Source organism: Thermomonas sp. (genome assembly GCF_020850895.1).
Taxonomy (GTDB): domain Bacteria; phylum Pseudomonadota; class Gammaproteobacteria; order Xanthomonadales; family Xanthomonadaceae; genus Thermomonas.
Map to the genome: position 1 here is coordinate 48,776 of NZ_JADZDS010000022.1, position 15,594 is coordinate 64,369.

Annotated in this window: 14 protein-coding genes; 7 read left to right on the plus strand and 7 right to left on the minus strand. The window is 66.0% G+C overall.

Translation table 11 applies throughout. From position 1 onward, the window contains the following. The first annotated feature begins 93 nt into the window (after positions 1-93). Positions 94-621, plus strand: a complete 528-nt coding sequence (locus tag IT472_RS02180) for a UPF0149 family protein (RefSeq protein ID WP_297177795.1) — start codon at positions 94-96, stop codon at positions 619-621. A gap of 12 nt (positions 622-633) precedes the next feature. Next, complete coding sequence (locus IT472_RS02185; protein ID WP_297177691.1) at positions 634-1,965, plus strand: aminopeptidase P N-terminal domain-containing protein; 1,332 nt, start codon at positions 634-636, stop codon at positions 1,963-1,965. A gap of 23 nt (positions 1,966-1,988) precedes the next feature. Here the strand turns inward: IT472_RS02185 and pepQ are convergent, their stop codons facing one another. The 6 genes from pepQ to rph form a co-directional block, all read right to left on the minus strand. Next, positions 1,989-3,314 (minus strand): Xaa-Pro dipeptidase, encoded by a 1,326-nt coding sequence (gene pepQ / locus IT472_RS02190; RefSeq protein WP_297177694.1) that lies wholly within the window; start codon positions 3,312-3,314, stop codon positions 1,989-1,991. Between the two features lie 90 nt (positions 3,315-3,404). Next, positions 3,405-3,743, minus strand: a complete 339-nt coding sequence (locus tag IT472_RS02195) for a PilZ domain-containing protein (protein ID WP_297177696.1) — start codon at positions 3,741-3,743, stop codon at positions 3,405-3,407. Beyond that, the gene (locus tag IT472_RS02200) at positions 3,733-5,964 is read right to left on the minus strand and encodes a DUF1631 family protein (protein WP_297177699.1); all 2,232 of its coding nucleotides are present in this window, start codon (positions 5,962-5,964) and stop codon (positions 3,733-3,735) included. The genes IT472_RS02195 and IT472_RS02200 overlap by 11 nt, the downstream gene beginning before the upstream one ends. A 200-nt stretch (positions 5,965-6,164) precedes the next feature. Then, the gene (gene hemW, locus IT472_RS02205; RefSeq protein ID WP_297177702.1) at positions 6,165-7,316 is read right to left on the minus strand and encodes a radical SAM family heme chaperone HemW; all 1,152 of its coding nucleotides are present in this window, start codon (positions 7,314-7,316) and stop codon (positions 6,165-6,167) included. Positions 7,317-7,370: 54 nt separating this feature from the next. Continuing rightward, positions 7,371-7,952 (minus strand): RdgB/HAM1 family non-canonical purine NTP pyrophosphatase, encoded by a 582-nt coding sequence (gene rdgB / locus IT472_RS02210; protein WP_297177705.1) that lies wholly within the window; start codon positions 7,950-7,952, stop codon positions 7,371-7,373. A 78-nt stretch (positions 7,953-8,030) separates the two neighbouring features. Next, the gene (rph, locus tag IT472_RS02215; protein ID WP_297177708.1) at positions 8,031-8,771 is read right to left on the minus strand and encodes a ribonuclease PH; all 741 of its coding nucleotides are present in this window, start codon (positions 8,769-8,771) and stop codon (positions 8,031-8,033) included. Between the two features lie 65 nt (positions 8,772-8,836). Between rph and IT472_RS02220 the strand changes: the two genes are divergently transcribed. Both IT472_RS02220 and gmk read left to right on the plus strand, forming a co-directional pair. Beyond that, positions 8,837-9,700, plus strand: coding sequence for a YicC/YloC family endoribonuclease (locus tag IT472_RS02220; RefSeq protein ID WP_297177711.1), 864 nt, complete (start codon positions 8,837-8,839; stop codon positions 9,698-9,700). 90 nt (positions 9,701-9,790) lie between these two features. Beyond that, positions 9,791-10,405: a guanylate kinase gene (gmk, locus tag IT472_RS02225; protein ID WP_297177713.1), complete on the plus strand. Its 615-nt coding sequence runs from the start codon at positions 9,791-9,793 to the stop codon at positions 10,403-10,405. Between the two features lie 12 nt (positions 10,406-10,417). Here the strand turns inward: gmk and IT472_RS02230 are convergent, their stop codons facing one another. Continuing rightward, positions 10,418-11,386 carry a LysR family transcriptional regulator gene (locus IT472_RS02230; protein ID WP_297177715.1) on the minus strand — a complete coding sequence of 323 codons (969 nt, stop codon included), beginning with the start codon at positions 11,384-11,386 and terminating at the stop codon, positions 10,418-10,420. Between the two features lie 109 nt (positions 11,387-11,495). Between IT472_RS02230 and aceB the strand changes: the two genes are divergently transcribed. The 3 genes from aceB to IT472_RS02245 all read left to right on the plus strand — a co-directional run bounded on the left by aceB (position 11,496) and on the right by IT472_RS02245 (position 15,586). Next, a complete protein-coding gene (gene aceB / locus IT472_RS02235) occupies positions 11,496-13,115 on the plus strand; it encodes a malate synthase A (RefSeq protein WP_343231799.1) in 1,620 nt (539 codons plus the stop codon). 42 nt (positions 13,116-13,157) lie between these two features. Continuing rightward, on the plus strand, positions 13,158-14,456 hold the full coding sequence (gene aceA / locus IT472_RS02240; RefSeq protein WP_297177718.1) for an isocitrate lyase: 1,299 nt from the start codon (positions 13,158-13,160) through the stop codon (positions 14,454-14,456). Positions 14,457-14,584: 128 nt separating this feature from the next. Then, complete coding sequence (locus IT472_RS02245) at positions 14,585-15,586, plus strand: GGDEF domain-containing protein (RefSeq protein WP_297177721.1); 1,002 nt, start codon at positions 14,585-14,587, stop codon at positions 15,584-15,586. Positions 15,587-15,594: the final 8 nt, after the last annotated feature.

Genomic DNA, 15,594 nt, shown 5'->3' on the forward strand with positions numbered 1-15,594 from the left:
GTGTAGGCGCAGGCGCATTGCGGCAACAAGGTGCGGGATCGATTGCTACACTTGGAAAGGAGTTCGAGGAGGCTTGGGGTGGACGTCGATGGATTGCCGGACTGGTCGGAAGTCGCTGCGGCCATCGAACAGCTGGCGCTGGCCAACACGCCAGCAGAACTGCATGGGGCCTTGTGCGGCTGGCTGGCTGGTGGCGGCGGGAGCGCGGACGACTGGCTGCGTTCGGTCATGGCGGATGCCGATTTGCCACTGACGACTGACGGCGACGTGCTCGATCGCCTGCGCAAGGCCAGCGCGGACCAGTTGGAAGATCCGCAATTCGGCTTCCAACTGCTTCTCCCTGAGGATGCTCGGATTTCCGTGCGCGCGGAGGCATTGTTTTCATGGTGCCGCGGATTCCTGGGCGGATTTGGCTTGGCTGCGGGTAATCCGGCGTTGTCGGATGAAGGACAGGAGGCGCTTCGCGACGTCGGCAATCTTGCGTCCTCGCAAATGGAGGATGAGGGCGATCGGGACGATGCAGAAGCACTCGGAGAGATCGAGGAATACCTCCGGGTCGCGGTGTTGCTCCTGCATGCGGATTGCACGATGGCTTCGCATCAGCGCCACCGGTTGCACTGAGTCGGGTCTGGCGTGCAGGCCTTGAATGCCCGATGGCAGCGGATCCACGCGGCTCGGCGCGCGCAACTGATGGGCTCAACCGGCGATGGAGCCATCGTGGTGATCTCCGCCGCACCCGAGCGCGTGCGCAGTCGTGACACCCTGCATCCCTATCGGCAGGATTCGGATTTCTACTACCTGACCGGCTTCCTCGAGCCGGAGTCGGTGTTGGCGTTGGTGCCTGGGCGCAAGCACGGCGAGGCGATCCTGTTCTGCCGCGATCGGGACCCCGCGCGCGAGGGCTGGGACGGGCCACGGCTGGGGCCGGAACGTGCCGGTGAGGCGTTGGGTGTCGATGATGCCTATCCGATCTCCGACATCGACGACATCCTGCCCGGCCTGCTGGAAGGGCGGGCGCGGGTGTATTACCAGTTGGGCCTCGATGCCGGTTTCGACCTCAAGCTGATCGGCTGGGTCAATCGCTTGCGCGGGCGTTCAAGCGGCAGCGCACCGCAGGAATTCCTGCAACTGGGCCACCTGCTCGACGAGCAGCGGCTGTTCAAGTCGGAGGCCGAAATCCGTTTGCTTCAGCACGCGGTGGACATCACGGTTGCGGCGCATCGCGCGGCGATGGCCGCGGTGCGGCCGGGCCAACACGAATACACCCTGCAGGCCGAGATCGAGCGCGAATTCCGCCGCAGCGGTGCGCAACCGGCCTACGCCAGTATCGTGGGCACCGGTGCCAATGGTTGCGTCCTCCATTACGGCGCCAACGTCAGCCGCATCCATGCGGGGGATCTGGTGCTGATCGACGCCGGTGCGGAATACCGCGGCTATGCGGCCGATGTGTCGCGCACGTTCCCGGCCAACGGACGCTTCAGCAAGGAGCAGCGCGCCTTGCACGACCTGGTCTGCAAGGCGCAGGCAGCGGCGCTTGCGCAGGCACGGCCGGGGAAACCCTTTGCGGCGATGCACGAGGCAGCCGTGGTCACGCTCTGTGACGGCCTGCTGTCGCTGGGCTTGCTCCAGGGCCGTCTGGAGGCTGTGGTTTCGAGCGAGGCGTACACGCGTTTCTATCCGCACAAGACCGGGCACTGGCTGGGCCTCGATGTGCACGACGTGGGCGAGTACCGGATCGATGGTGCATCGCGGCTGCTGGAGCCGGGCATGGTGTTCACCGTCGAACCGGGGCTCTACATTCCCGTTGACGCCACCGACGTGCCGGCGAAATGGCGTGGCATCGGCATTCGCATCGAGGACGACGTGCTGGTGACCCGCAGCGGTCACCGGGTACTGAGCGCGGCATTGGAGCGCAGTGCCGACGAGGTGGAGGCCTGCATGGCCTCCGCCCGTGCGACGGCCTGAGTTGGCCGCGTCAGCCGGTCGCGTCAGGCGGCTGCAAACGCCTCGCGGGTGAGGTTGCGTGGTGCATCCTCGGTGCACACCACGTCGTCCTCGATGCGGATGCCGCCGAATGGCTTGAACGCGTCGATTCGATCCCAATCGACGGTGTCGCCAAGGCCATTGGCCTTGAGCTCGTCCAGCAGCATGTCGATGAAATAGAGGCCTGGCTCAATGGTGACCACCATGCCCGGGGCGAGGGTGCGGGTCAGGCGCAGGTAGGGGTGCCGGTCGGGCTTGTCCAGCGTGCCGCCGGCATCCGACGCCGCAAAGCCGGCGACATCGTGGACCTGCAAGCCGATGCCGTGGCCCAGCCCGTGCGGGAAGAACGCGCGTGATACGCCGCGTGCGACCGCCTCCTCGGCGTCGATGCGCAGCACGCCGGCATCACCGAGCACGCCGGCCAGCGCGAGGTGCGCGTCGAGGTGCAGCTGGCGGTAATCAAGGCCGGGACGCACGCGTGCCGCCAGCGCCTGCTGGGCGTCATCAACGGCACGCACCAAGGCTGCGAAATCGTCGCCTTCGTGCGCCGAATAGGTGCGGGTGACATCCGCCGCGTAGCCGCCGTGGTCGGCGCCGGCGTCGATCAGGAAGCTGCGCAGTGGGCTCGGCGGCAAACGATCCTGCGTCATGTAGTGGAGCACCGCGGCATGTTCGTTGAGCGCGATGATGTTGCCGTAGGGCAGCCGGGTGCTGTCCTGCCCGGCGGCCTGGCAGTACGCCATGTGGATGCCGAATTCGCTGGAACCTGCTCGGAATGCGCGTAGCGCGGCGTGGTGGCCGCGCACCGCGGTGCGGTTGGCGGCGGCCATCATTTCGATTTCGTACGGCGTCTTGAAGGCGCGGTGGTAATCGAGATAGGCCATCGCCGCAGGCGGGTTGTCTGGGCTGAAGCCACCGAGCGCGCTGTGCGGTTCGCCGAGGATGGCGCAGCGGGCTGGATCGCCGGGCAGGTGCGCCAGTGCTTCCTCGGCGGTGCGGATCACGATGATGTCGAAATGCGCCGCCCAATAGCCGGAAGGCGATGCAGGTACGACGTGCCAGTAGTCGTGCGGTTGCAGGAACAGCAGTTTCGGTCGCTGCCCCGGCGTGATCACCAGCCAACTGCCGGGCGCATTGGTCAGCGGCAGCCAGGCCTTGAACTGGGGATTGGTCGCGTAGGGATATTCGAGGTCATCGAACGCCCGCAGGTGCAGGTTGCCGCTGGGGATGACCAGGTGGTCGCGCTGGCAGCGCTGCAGCGCCTCATCGGCACGCGTTGCGAGGACGGCCAAGTGGGCCGGGTAGAGCGATGCGAGATCGGACCGGGTCATGGGCGGGCGCCTGCTGGGATTGCCCATTTTGCCGCAGGAAGCTGCAATGGCGCGTCAAGCCGTGTTTGTCGAACCTGGAACGGCAGCCCGTCAGAGGCCCGTCTCCGACCACTGTTTCAGCATGCGTGCCACCGAAGGCTCCAGGCCGATGAACCGCATTCCTGCGTAATGCTGCCCCGGAGCGCCTGCAGGCGCCTGCCACAGCACGTGTGCACCCACTTCGACCGTCGGCAGCATGCGGCCACCGTCCGGAAGGCTGAAACGGAACTGGAACAAGGCGTCGTCGGGCAAGGGACTGCTGGCGATCAGGAGCATGCCGCCGGAGGAAACATCGCCCAGGATACCCGCCGAACATTCGGCGATGGTGTCGTAGACATCGATGCGGCCTTCGACGACGCGACGGGGATTGCGGCGCTGTTCAATGCCCATCGTTCATGTCCTCGCCCTGGGCCTTGTCGTGACCGTGCGCCAGTGGTTGCAGGCCCTCCAGGGTGGACTCCCAGGCCGATTTCGCCGGCGTGACATCGCCCTCGAGCAATTGCGCATCGCCGGTGGCCAACTTGCGCGCCAACCCGACCAGGGTGGCGTCCTCCGCACGCATGCCCCGGCGATTGACCAGCAGCGCCTGGCCGGACGCCTCGCCGATCCACGCCAGGCGCCTCCGGAGCGGATGCTCGGGATCGTTGGTGAATTCGATCCACGCCGGCATTTCGGCATTGCGCAGCCTGTCGTAGGCCTGCTGCACCGCAGGATGCTGCAGGTCTTGCTCTTCTTCACTGCGGCTGAGGCTGTCTTCGCCAAGGCGCGCGCGTGAGCCGAGTTTTCCAAGCAGTTGTGCCCGATCGGAATCAAGCTCGCCTGCATGCGATCCTGCATTGAGCACGCGGGAGATCGCAGCTGCTTCCTCGTCGTGGTAGCCAACTTGCGCCAGCGCTGCCGAGATTCTCGCTAGGCTGGCGTTGGGCAGCGAATTGGGGATGCTGGCGAGCCCGGTCTCGATGATGTTGCGGGTGCTTTCCAGCAGATCGCGCCAGGCATCTGACTCATCGCCGCTGCGCAGATACGCCAGCGACAGGACGTCGGCCCATGCGTGGTGGATGAACACGTCGTGGAACTCGGGAAGCGTGCGTCCATCCAGCAGCGCGGTGATGGCATCACCGGCGCACATGCGGGCGATGGCAAGGCGTTCGCGCCCACGCGCGGCATCAACCTGCCGGCGCTCGGCCATCTCGGCCTTGCGCAACAGGGTCTGCAGGCCGGATTGCAGGGTCCGGTTGGACTCCGCGATCGACTCCGGGCTGCCCTCGCGATCATTCTGCACCGAAGCGACCGCGCGTTGCAGCAGGCCGAGCCATTGCGAATCGAGGTCGTCTTCGGCAAGCCAGCGCGCGCCCGATAGCGACACCGCATCCAGCAATTCCCGCGCAGGATGCTTGCCGTCGGTGAAGAAGTTTGGGTCGCGGACCGCGGACAGCACCATCGGCAAGAACAACTTGTCCATCAATGCATGGCCGGGGCTGGTGCGTCGCAGGCCCTTCTTGAGTTGAGCGAGGAACAGCGCCAGCAAGTCGAAACTGTCCTCGTCTGACTCCGACAACGCCACCCCACGACCATGTTGCTGGCGCGCCTGGGCCAGCAGGATCTGGCGGTACTCCTGCACGTTCTCGGCGCGGGTATTGCTGGCGCGCAGGCGTTTGAGCGCATCCACCACGTCTTCATGGGCGAGTGGGGTGAAGGTTTTTTCGCGCTCCGCGGTCGCCTGCGATGATGGGCGAAGCTTCGCCAGGACCGCTCGCCTGCGCTGCAGCAGCGATTGCAGGGTGGCGAAACTGGCATCGATCGGCGCGCGCTGGGCGGAGCGGACGCGCGCCACGGTCTTTGCGGTGATGTCCTCGATTGCGGGTGGCGGGACCGGTGCAGCCAGCACGTTTGTTTCTTCGTCCGTCACCCAACTTCCCGAACTCGTGGCTGGCGGTCGGCGCATCGGCACAAAGCTCAGGAAAGGAAGGATTCCCGAGTGCGCCAGGTTGGTGTTGCAGTCGTCCAGTAGGCTGGGATAGGCATCGATCATGGCCTTGCAGAATTGCTGGAACAACTGCATTCGCGCCGGGGGGGAGAGATCCAATGCCTCCGCCGCATCGACGAGCCCTTCGCGCAGGACGGTCGGCCCCAGCGGCAGGCTTTCGGGCTCGAACGCTGGCGTGCGCGCCAGTACACCGAAGCGCTGTCCCAGCAATTGCAAGGCAAGTCCGTTGCGCAACACCAGGCGATTGGCCGTGGATTCCATCAGTTCGGTTTCAAGAGCGGCATCGCTGTCCTCGTCCTTGAGGCTCAGGGTTGCAAACGCCCTGACCAGATCATCGGCTTCCTGTGCGGCGCTGCTGCGGGGTGACTGGAACGCGCGCTCGACATGGGCGAGGAAGCGTTGGACAAAAGCCGGGCTGCCTGTGCCAAGGTTGCGCAGTGAAACCAGTCGAGCCGCTTCCAAGGCCGGGTCTTCGTTGGTCACCCGTTCGGTCAGCGCGATCTCGGTACTTTCGACCACCCGTTGCAGGCGGTAGTCCAGCCATGCATGCACCTCCACGTGCAGGTGGTCCAACACGCTGCGCGCCCGGCGTGAAAGTGGCGGCGAGGCTGCCTTGCCATCCATGGAGCCAGTGCCTGTCGCCGCCATCAACGCCCCCCAGCGTCTGTCATGCCGATGCCATGATCAAAAACGGATCCTGCACCCATCGGGGCAGATATTCAATCCAAGTCGGCTCGTGGCCACGCTGATCCGGTCCATCGGCGACGTGTCAGCGCATGCCATGTCCTAACAGAGTCGGCCGGGAATACTGAACAAGCGTAACCTCAGTCAAGGAACAGCCCGATCACATCGTTGGCGAAGCGCAGCCCCAGCGGGGTGGGGCGCAACCAGTCCGGGTCATCGGCAAGCCAGCCGCGTTCGCGGGCAACGGCAAGCCGATCATCAAGGACGGTACGCGGCAGCCCGGTGCGGGCCTCGAAGCTGGCCAGCGAGACGCCATCGTTCAGCCGCAGGGCGTTGAGCATGAAGTCGAACGGCAACCGCTGCGGGCTGAGGGTTTCCTCGCCGTCGATCGCTGCGGCGCTCCCGGCATTGGCGAGATAGGTATTGGGGAGCTTCTGCTTCCAGCGCCGCAGCACGCGCCCTTCGGCGGGCAGGCTCAGCTTGCCGTGGGCGCCGGCGCCGATGCCGAGGTAATCGCCGAAGCCCCAGTAGTTCAGGTTGTGCTCGCAGCGGCGCCCTGCGCGGGCGTAGGCACTGATCTCGTACTGGTCGAAGCCGGCCTGTGCCAGCCGGGCCTGGCAGGCCTCCTGCATATCCCAGGCGTGGTCCTCGTCGGGGATGTCGGTGGGTGGACGGGCGCCGAAGGCGGTGCCGGCTTCCAGGGTGAGCTGGTAGTGGCTGAGGTGGGTGGGAGCAAGCGCGAGCGCCTGTTCGAGATCGGACAGCGCCATCGGCAGGGATTGCCCCGGCAGCGCATACATCAGGTCGAGGTTGATGTTGTCGAAACCTGCATCCTGCGCCGCCTTGACCGCTGCGGCGGCGTCACCACGCGTATGGATGCGGCCCAGCCGCTGCAGGCAATCGTCATCGAAACTCTGCACCCCGATGCTGAGCCGATTGACGCCGGCCTTGCGATAACCCGGGAAGGGACCATGTTCCAGCGTGCCCGGATTGGCTTCGAGGGTGATCTCGGCGCCGGGCGCGAAGCGCAGGCGGGCGCTGGCCAGTTGCAGGAAACGGTCGATCGCTTCGGGCGGGAACAGCGATGGCGTGCCGCCCCCGAAGAACACGCTATGGACCACCCGGCCCCACACCAGAGGCAGGTCGAATTCGAGGTCGGCGATCAGGGCATCGACATAGGCTTCGAACGGCAGCGCGCCACGCCGCTGGTGCGAGTTGAAATCGCAATACGGGCACTTGCGCACGCACCACGGCAGGTGGACGTAGAGCGACAGCGGCGGGAGGGTGAGCATGCGCCATTGTAGGAGTGCGCAGCAGGCAGGCGCGGCGTCGGGCGTGGCGTGCCGCTAGGCCAATAGGTCGCGCAGGCGTGCTAGTGCGATGCCGCGATGGGAATCCCGATTCTTGACCGCCGCCGGCAATTCCGCCGCGCTGCAGCCGTGCGTCGGTGAGAAGAACACCGGGTCGTAGCCGAATCCGCCCTCGCCGTGGCGTGTGCGCAGGATGCGGCCTTCCCACACGCCTTGGGCGATCAGCGGCATCGGGTCATCCGGCTGATGCAGCAGGGCCAGCACGCAGACGAAGCGGGCGCTGCGAGCGTCATCCGGGGTCGAATCGAGATCGCGCAGCAGCTTGTCGATGTTCGCCGCGCTGTCGCCATGGGTGCCAGCGTAGCGGGCGGAATACAGGCCTGGCGCACCGTCGAGGGCGTCCACGCACAGGCCGGAATCATCGCCCATAGCGGGCAAGCCGCTGATCCGGGCGGCATGGCGGGCCTTGAGGATGGCGTTCTCGATGAAGCTTGCGCCGGTTTCCTCGGCGTCGGTCACGCCGAATTCGGATTGCGCGTGCAGGGTGAAGCCGCTGCCCAGCAGGTCGCGCAGTTCGGTGAGCTTGCCTTGGTTGGAGGAGGCCAGGACCAGTTTCATGAGATGGTTCTATCGTTACCGTAGGAGCGCACCGCAAGGGCGCGATACGCGCTTTGATCGCGCCCCTGCGGTGCGTTCCTACATCGACAGCGCCGCCTGCTGCGCCGCAAACAATTCGCCGCAGCCCTTTTCCGCCAGCGCCAACAGCGCATCGAGCTCGTCGCGCCGGAACGCATGGCCTTCGGCCGTGCCCTGCAACTCGATGAAGCCGCCGCCGTCATTCATCACCACGTTCATGTCGGTGTCGCACTGACTGTCTTCGGAATAGTCGAGGTCGAGCACCGGCGTGCCGTTGTAGACGCCGACCGAAATGGCCGCCACCGCGCCGAAGATCGGCGTACGGCCATTGGCAGGCAGTTTGATCTCACGACGGTCGATCAGCCCTTGCACCGCATCGGCCATTGCCACGTAGGCGCCCGTGATTGCCGCGGTGCGGGTGCCGCCGTCGGCCTGCAGCACGTCGCAATCGAGGGTGATGGTGCGTTCGCCCAGCAGGGCGCGATCCACGCAGGCACGCAGGCTGCGACCGATCAGGCGCTGGATTTCCAACGTGCGCCCACCCTGCTTGCCGCGTGCCGCCTCGCGGTCGCTGCGGGTGTGGGTGGCGCGCGGCAGCATGCCGTATTCGGCGGTCACCCAGCCCTCGCCCTTGCCGCGCATGAACGCCGGTACCTTGTTCTCGACGCTGGCGGTGCACAGCACGCGGGTGTCACCGAAGCTCACCAGCACCGAACCTTCGGCGTGGCGGGTGTATCCGCGTTGGATGGAGACGGTGCGCAGTTGGTCGGCAGCGCGACCGCTGGGACGGGCGAAGGACATGGGGGGAACCGGCAGACCGCGGGGCGCTAGATTACCATTCACATCCCGACGGCCCCGGACTTCGCATGATCCGCAGCATGACCGCCTACGCCGCAGGCGAACGCGCCACCGAATTTGGCGTGCTCTCCGGTGAGCTGCGCGCGGTGAACCATCGTTTCCTCGAGCTGGGCCTGCGCCTGCCCGAGGAACTGCGGGCGTTCGAACCGCAGCTACGTGAACGGGTGGCAGCGCGGGTGTCGCGCGGCAAGCTCGATCTGGTCTTGCGCCTGCGGGTGGCGAGTGTTGGCGATGCCTTGCAGGTCGACGAGGCGCTGGTGGATCGGCTGGGTGCGCTGGCCGCGCGGCTGGGGTCGCGGTTCCCGCAGATGCAGGTGGGCTTCGCCGATCTGCTGCAGTTTCCCGGCGTGTTGCAGTCGCGTGGCATCGATGGCGAAGCCTTGCAGCGCGAGACCCTGGCGGTGCTGGATGCCGTGCTCGACGATTTCACCGCCGCACGCCAGCGCGAGGGCGGCAAGCTGGCGGCAGTCATCGGCGATCGCGCTGATGCCATCGAGCGGATCGTGGGTGAAGTACGCACGCTGGTGCCGCAAATACGCGCGGGCCAACGGCAAAAGCTTGAAGCGAGGCTGGCGGATCTCGGTACCGCGCTGGAACCCGGGCGGCTGGAACAGGAGCTGGTGCTGTGGCTGCAGAAGCTCGATGTCGACGAGGAGCTGGATCGTCTCGGCAGTCACCTGACCGAACTGCGCCGCATCTTGAAGGGCGGCAGGGAGCCGGTCGGCAGACGGCTGGATTTCCTGTTGCAGGAATTCAATCGCGAGGCCAACACCTTGGGCAGCAAATCGGTGGACGCGCGCACCAGCAACGCGGCGGTTGAGCTGAAAGTCTTGATCGACCAGATCCGCGAACAGATCCAGAACATTGAATAAGCCGCTTGCTCGCGTATCTTCGCTTTCGATGCAGGAATGTGTCGGCGAAGCCACGCGAGGATGCCTGTTCTTCAAGCAAGGATGACGCCCATGCGCGGAACCCTCTACATCATCGCCGCCCCCTCCGGTGCCGGAAAATCCAGCATCGTGCGGGCGCTGCTGGCGCGCGATCCGGGCTTGCGGCTGTCGGTGTCCTACACCTCACGCCCCGCGCGCCCTGCTGAAGTGAACGGGCGCGACTACCACTTCATCAGCGCGTCCGAGTTCGAAGCGATGATCGCCGCCGGTGATTTCTTCGAACACGCCAACGTGCACGGTGACTGGAAAGGCACGGCGCGCCAGGCGGTGGAGCCGCTGCTTGCCCAAGGCGTGGACGTGCTGCTGGAGATCGACTGGCAGGGCGCCCGCCAGGTACGCGCCAAGGTGCCCGACGCACTCAGCATCTTCATCCTGCCGCCGTCGAAGGCGGCGCTGGAAGAGCGCATGCGCAAGCGTGCGCAGGATTCCGAGGCGGTGATCCAGCGCCGGCTCGCGGCCGCGCGCGAGGAGATGCGGCATTACGACGAGTTCGATTACGTCATCGTCAATGACGTGTTCGACACCGCGGTCGACGAGGCTTGTGCCATCGTCGTCGCCAGCCGCCTGCGTCGTCCGCTGCAGGCCGGCCGCCATGCGGCTTTGATCGGGAATTTGCTGGGCGATTGAGTGCGCATCTGCTCAGCGCTCCGAATGCCCGGTTTCGTCGTATTGCCGTGGCGCCAGCGCCTGCGGGTGGATCAGGTCGATGAAGGCGCGCGCCTGTTTGCTCAGGTATTTGCCCTTGCGCATGACGATGCCGTAACTGCGTGACGGGAACCAGCGCGCCAGCGAGCGCGCGGCGAGGCGCTGGCGGTCGGCCTCGGTCAGGCAGATCGCGGTGACAATACTGATGCCCAGGCCCATCGCGACGTATTGCTTGATCACTTCCCAGCCACCGACTTCCAGCGCGACGGTGTAGGGCACGCGGTTCTGCTGGAACACGAGATCGACCAATCGGTAGGTGGTGAGGCGCTTGGGTGGCAGGATCAGGCCGTACGGGGACAGATCCTCCAGCCGCAACTCCTGCTTGTGCGCCAGCGGGTGGTCGGGTGGCGTGATCAACATCGGTTCGAAGCGGTAGACCGGGGTGTAGGCGAGGTCGGCCGGGACATCCAGCATCGAGCCCACCGCCAGGTCCACGCCGTCATTGCGGAGCAGGTCCAGCCCGCTGGCGCCGGTGACGTTGTGCAGGCTCAGTCGCACGTCCGGGTACGCCTTGCGGAATGCCTCCACGAACTGCGGCAGCAGGTAGAGGATGGTGGAGCTGCCGGCGGCGACGTGCAGCTCGCCGGCATCCAGGCCGCGCACCTGCTCGCGGAAACTCGCGGCAAGGTTGTCCAGGCCTTCCACCAGCGGCCGTGCCATGTCGTAGAGCAGTTCGCCTTCGCGCGACAGGGTCAGCCTGCGCCCGCTGCGCTCCAGCAGCCTTGCGCCCAGCTCGCGTTCCAGTGCCTGCAATTGCAGCGAAACCGCGGGCTGGCTGAGGTAGAGCGCTTCGGCGGCCCGTGAAATCGAGCCGAGCCGGGCGATCTGGCAGAACGCCCGCAAGGGCTTCAGGCGGGAGCCCTTGTACGCGAAGCGCAGCGCCGAAGAGGTGATATCGGCCATTGATTTTCTTTGAGTATTTAGAAAATTGATGTTTTGCATTGATAAATCTGGTTTGTCAAATACCAGACGGCAGCGGATGGTGACCACCCAGCCTTGGATGGAGCGATCGATGTCGGCAGTGCTGCAAGAACGCGTGGAATCGGGCGTGGACGTCACCCGCCAGCACCCGGAACAGGACCGGCTCCTGACGCCGACGGCATTGGACCTGTTGGCGGACCTCCATCGGCGCTTCGAGGCGACGCGCCACGCCCGGTTGGCGGCGCGCCAAGTCCGTCAGGCCGCCTTCGACGCCGGTGCCCTGCCGGACTTCCGTGCTGACACGGCCGCGATCCGGGCCGGCGACTGGACGGTGGCAGCGACGCCAGCCGCCCTGCGTGATCGTCGGGTCGAGATCACCGGGCCGGTTGACCCGAAGATGGTGATCAATGCGCTGAACTCGGGCGCGAACTGCTTCATGGCCGATTTCGAGGACAGCACCAGCCCGACCTGGGCCAATCTGATCGAGGGCCAGCTGGCATTGCAGGCGGCGGTGGCGGGAACCCTGGCGTTCACCGCCGAGACCGGCAAGCATTACGCACTGAAGCCAGAAGCCGAGCAGGCGGTGCTGATCGTGCGTCCGCGCGGCTGGCATCTGGACGAGAAGCACGTGCGCGTCGATGGCGCCCGGATGTCGGCGGCGTTGTTCGATATCGGCCTGTTTGCGTTGCACAACGCCGCCACGCTCGCGGGGAAGGATCGCGGCCCCTACCTCTACCTGCCCAAGCTGCAGTCGATGGAGGAAGCGGCGCTGTGGGAGCAGGTGCTGGGCTTCATCGAGGCGCGGCTTGGCCTGGTGCAGGGGCAGATCAAGGTGACCGTGCTGATCGAGACCCTGCCGGCCGCGTTCGAAATGGACGAAATCCTGCACGCGCTGAAAGCGCGCATCGTCGGCCTCAACTGCGGACGCTGGGACTACATCTTTTCCTGCATCAAGACCTTCCGTCGCCACCGTGATCGGGTGTATCCGGAGCGTGGCCAGGTCGGGATGACGCGGCCGTTCCTGCGCAACTATTCCGAACTGCTGATCAAGACCTGCCACCGCCGCGGCGCCCATGCGATGGGTGGCATGGCCGCACAGATCCCGATCAATGGCGATGCGGCGGCCAACGTGGCGGCGCTGGACAAGGTGCGCGTCGACAAGCTGCGCGAGGTCACCGCCGGCCACGACGGCACCTGGGTGGCGCATCCGGCGCTGATTCCGCTGGCCAAGGAAATCTTCGATGCGCGCATGCGCAGCCCCAACCAGAAGCACGTTCTGCGCGAGGACGTGGAGGTGGAACGTGACGACCTGATCGCGCCGGTGACCGGGACGATCACCCGTGCCGGCTTCGAGAACAACGTCGAGGTCTGCGTGCGCTATCTGGCGGCGTGGCTGGACGGCAACGGCTGCGTGCCGATCCACCACCTGATGGAAGACGCCGCCACCGCCGAGATCGCCCGCGCCCAGCTCTGGCAATGGCTGCATTTCACTGATGACGGCGGCGAGCCGCTGGCGCTGGACGACGGCACGCCGGTCGATTTCGTCCTGCTCGATCGCACCTTGATTGGATTGCCGAGCCGCTTGGCGCGGATTCCCGACCTGCCCGGCGCCGGCCATGTGGGTGAAGCCATCGGCCTGCTCGACCGCCTCACCCATGCCGACGATCTTGCCGATTTCCTGACCTTGCCGGCCTACGAACGCATCGACTGATTCCGCTTTCCCATTCAATTCCTGACCGCCACGAGGACGACCATGAAGAACCCGCTTCCGACCGCCGAACAGATCAATCTCGACTGGGCCAACAACACCCGCTGGGCCGGCGTCACCCGCAGCTATTCCGCCGAGGACGTGGTGCGCCTGCGCGGCACCGTGCACATCGAGCATTCGCTGGCGCGGCTGGGCGCGGAGAAGCTGTGGAAGTCGCTGCACCGGGAGGACTTCGTCAATGCGCTGGGCGCCCTGACCGGCAACCAGGCCATGCAGCAGGTCAAGGCCGGGTTGAAGGCGATCTACCTGTCGGGCTGGCAGGTGGCCGCCGATGCCAACGTTGCCGGCGAGATGTATCCCGACCAGTCGCTGTACCCGGCCAATTCGGTGCCGCTGGTGGTCAAGCGCATCAACAACGCGTTGCTGCGCGCCGACCAGCTCAACCATGCCGAAGGCGACAACAGCATCGACTACCTGCAGCCGATCGTGGCCGATGCCGAGGCCGGCTTCGGCGGCGTGCTCAATGCCTTCGAACTGATGAAGGCAATGATCGAGGCCGGCGCCGCCGGCGTGCATTTCGAGGATCAGCTGGCCAGCGTCAAGAAATGCGGGCACATGGGCGGCAAGGTGCTGGTGCCGACCCGCGAGGCGGTGGAGAAGCTGACCGCCGCACGCCTCGCGGCGGATGTCTGCGGCGTGCCGACCCTGATCGTCGCCCGCACCGATGCCGAGGCCGCCGATCTGTTGACCTCGGACGTGGACGACAACGACAAACCATTCTGCACCGGCGAGCGTACCGTCGAGGGCTTCTACAAGACCCGCAGCGGGCTGCAGCAGGCGATCAGCCGAGGACTCGCCTATGCGCCGCATGCCGACCTGGTCTGGTGCGAAACCGGCAAGCCGGACCTGGAGTTCGCCCGCAAATTCGCCGAGGCCATCCACGCCAAGTTCCCCGGCAAGCTGCTGGCCTACAACTGCTCGCCCTCGTTCAACTGGAAGAAGAACCTCGATGACGCCACCATCGCGAAGTTCCAGCGTGAGCTGGGGGCGATGGGCTACAAGTTCCAGTTCATCACCCTGGCCGGCTTCCACGCGCTCAATTACGGCATGTTCGAACTGGCGCATGGCTACGCCCGCCACCAGATGAGCGCCTTCGTCGAGCTGCAGGAAAAGGAATTCGCCGCCGCCGAGCGTGGATTCACCGCGGTCAAGCACCAGCGCGAGGTCGGCACCGGCTATTTCGACACGGTGACCCAGACCATCCAGGGTGGGCAGAGCTCCACCGTGGCGCTGAAGGGCAGCACCGAGGAAGAGCAATTCCACGGCACCCGCGCCGCTGCCTGATGGCCGCCGTCGCCCTCGCCGGAGCACGCGGCGAGGGTGCTTCCGGGGCGACCCTATTCTTGCCGGAGCGGTGCTATATTCCGGGCATTGGACGGGCCGGATGGCTTGCAGGGGAAGGCGTGGCTTCGTTGGCGAATTTCGTGAGGGATCGTGCTGGCGGCGAGTCCAGTGCTTCGGCACTGGATGCCGACGAGTACGCCATGTTCGCGCAGGTCGGCAGGAAGCGCCGGGTCAACGCCGGGCAGTGGCTGTTCCGTCGCGGCGATGCCGGCGATGCCATGTACGTGGTGTCGAACGGAGGCGTCGCCCTCGACTTCGGTGACGATCTGGTCGGCAAGCAGCTGGAGCCGCACGCGTTTTTCGGCGAGCTGGGCTTGCTGATCGGTGATCACCTGCGCAGCGCCGATGCCATCGTCACCGAGAACAGCGAACTGCTGGAATTGGGGCACGACGAGTTCGAGATCCTCGCCAAGCGGGATCCGCATTTGCTGGCGCAATTCCTGCGCCGCGCCATTATGCGCGTGGTGCTGAACGAGCAGGCCCTGATCGCCCGCCTGCGCCATCGCAATCGGGAGTTGCAGGGGGCGCTGGATTCCCTGCGCTCCACCACCAGCCTGCTGGACCAGTCCGAAGCGCTGGCGCGTACCGACGAGCTGACCGGCCTCACCAATCGGCGTGGCTTCGGCCTGCATCTGGATCGTTGCCTCAGCGAAGGCAGCCTCGGCGGGCACGTCCTGATCCTGGTGGATTGCGACCGTTTCAAGGATGTCAACGACAGCCACGGCCATCTGGCCGGTGATCGCGTCCTGCAATGCGTGGCCAACCTGTTGCGGGCGGTTGCGGGGGCCAATGACATCGCCTGCCGGCTGGGGGGTGACGAGTTCTGCCTGCTGCTGCGCGGGCATGGCCGCGAGGAAGCGGCGCGGATCACCGGCTACATCGCGGAAAGTGCGCGCATGTTGGTGCGCACGCACAGCCAGCTGCCGCAGATGACCACGCTCAGCATCGGTGCGTGCATGATCGAGGGTCGGGGCGACGAAGGTCGCTGGGAGCATTGGTATGCACGCGCGGACAAGGCGCTGTACCGTGCCAAGCGGGCGGGTGGTGACTGCATCGAGTGGCAGGATTGACCCAATCC

What these genes read in the sequence shown, in the direction of transcription:
- hemW (WP_297177702.1), bottom strand. Translation starts at nt 7,316, where the DNA reads ATGCTCACCCTCCCGCCGCTGTCGCTCTACGTCCACCTGCCGTGGTGC.
- rdgB (WP_297177705.1), bottom strand. Translation starts at nt 7,952, where the DNA reads ATGAAACTGGTCCTGGCCTCCTCCAACCAAGGCAAGCTCACCGAACTG.
- IT472_RS02195 (WP_297177696.1), bottom strand. Translation starts at nt 3,743, where the DNA reads ATGGGCATTGAACAGCGCCGCAATCCCCGTCGCGTCGTCGAAGGCCGC.
- gmk (WP_297177713.1), top strand. Translation starts at nt 9,791, where the DNA reads ATGCGCGGAACCCTCTACATCATCGCCGCCCCCTCCGGTGCCGGAAAA.
- aceA (WP_297177718.1), top strand. Translation starts at nt 13,158, where the DNA reads ATGAAGAACCCGCTTCCGACCGCCGAACAGATCAATCTCGACTGGGCC.
- pepQ (WP_297177694.1), bottom strand. Translation starts at nt 3,314, where the DNA reads ATGACCCGGTCCGATCTCGCATCGCTCTACCCGGCCCACTTGGCCGTC.
- IT472_RS02230 (WP_297177715.1), bottom strand. Translation starts at nt 11,386, where the DNA reads ATGGCCGATATCACCTCTTCGGCGCTGCGCTTCGCGTACAAGGGCTCC.
- rph (WP_297177708.1), bottom strand. Translation starts at nt 8,771, where the DNA reads ATGTCCTTCGCCCGTCCCAGCGGTCGCGCTGCCGACCAACTGCGCACC.
- IT472_RS02220 (WP_297177711.1), top strand. Translation starts at nt 8,837, where the DNA reads ATGATCCGCAGCATGACCGCCTACGCCGCAGGCGAACGCGCCACCGAA.
- IT472_RS02200 (WP_297177699.1), bottom strand. Translation starts at nt 5,964, where the DNA reads ATGGATGGCAAGGCAGCCTCGCCGCCACTTTCACGCCGGGCGCGCAGC.
- aceB (WP_343231799.1), top strand. Translation starts at nt 11,496, where the DNA reads ATGTCGGCAGTGCTGCAAGAACGCGTGGAATCGGGCGTGGACGTCACC.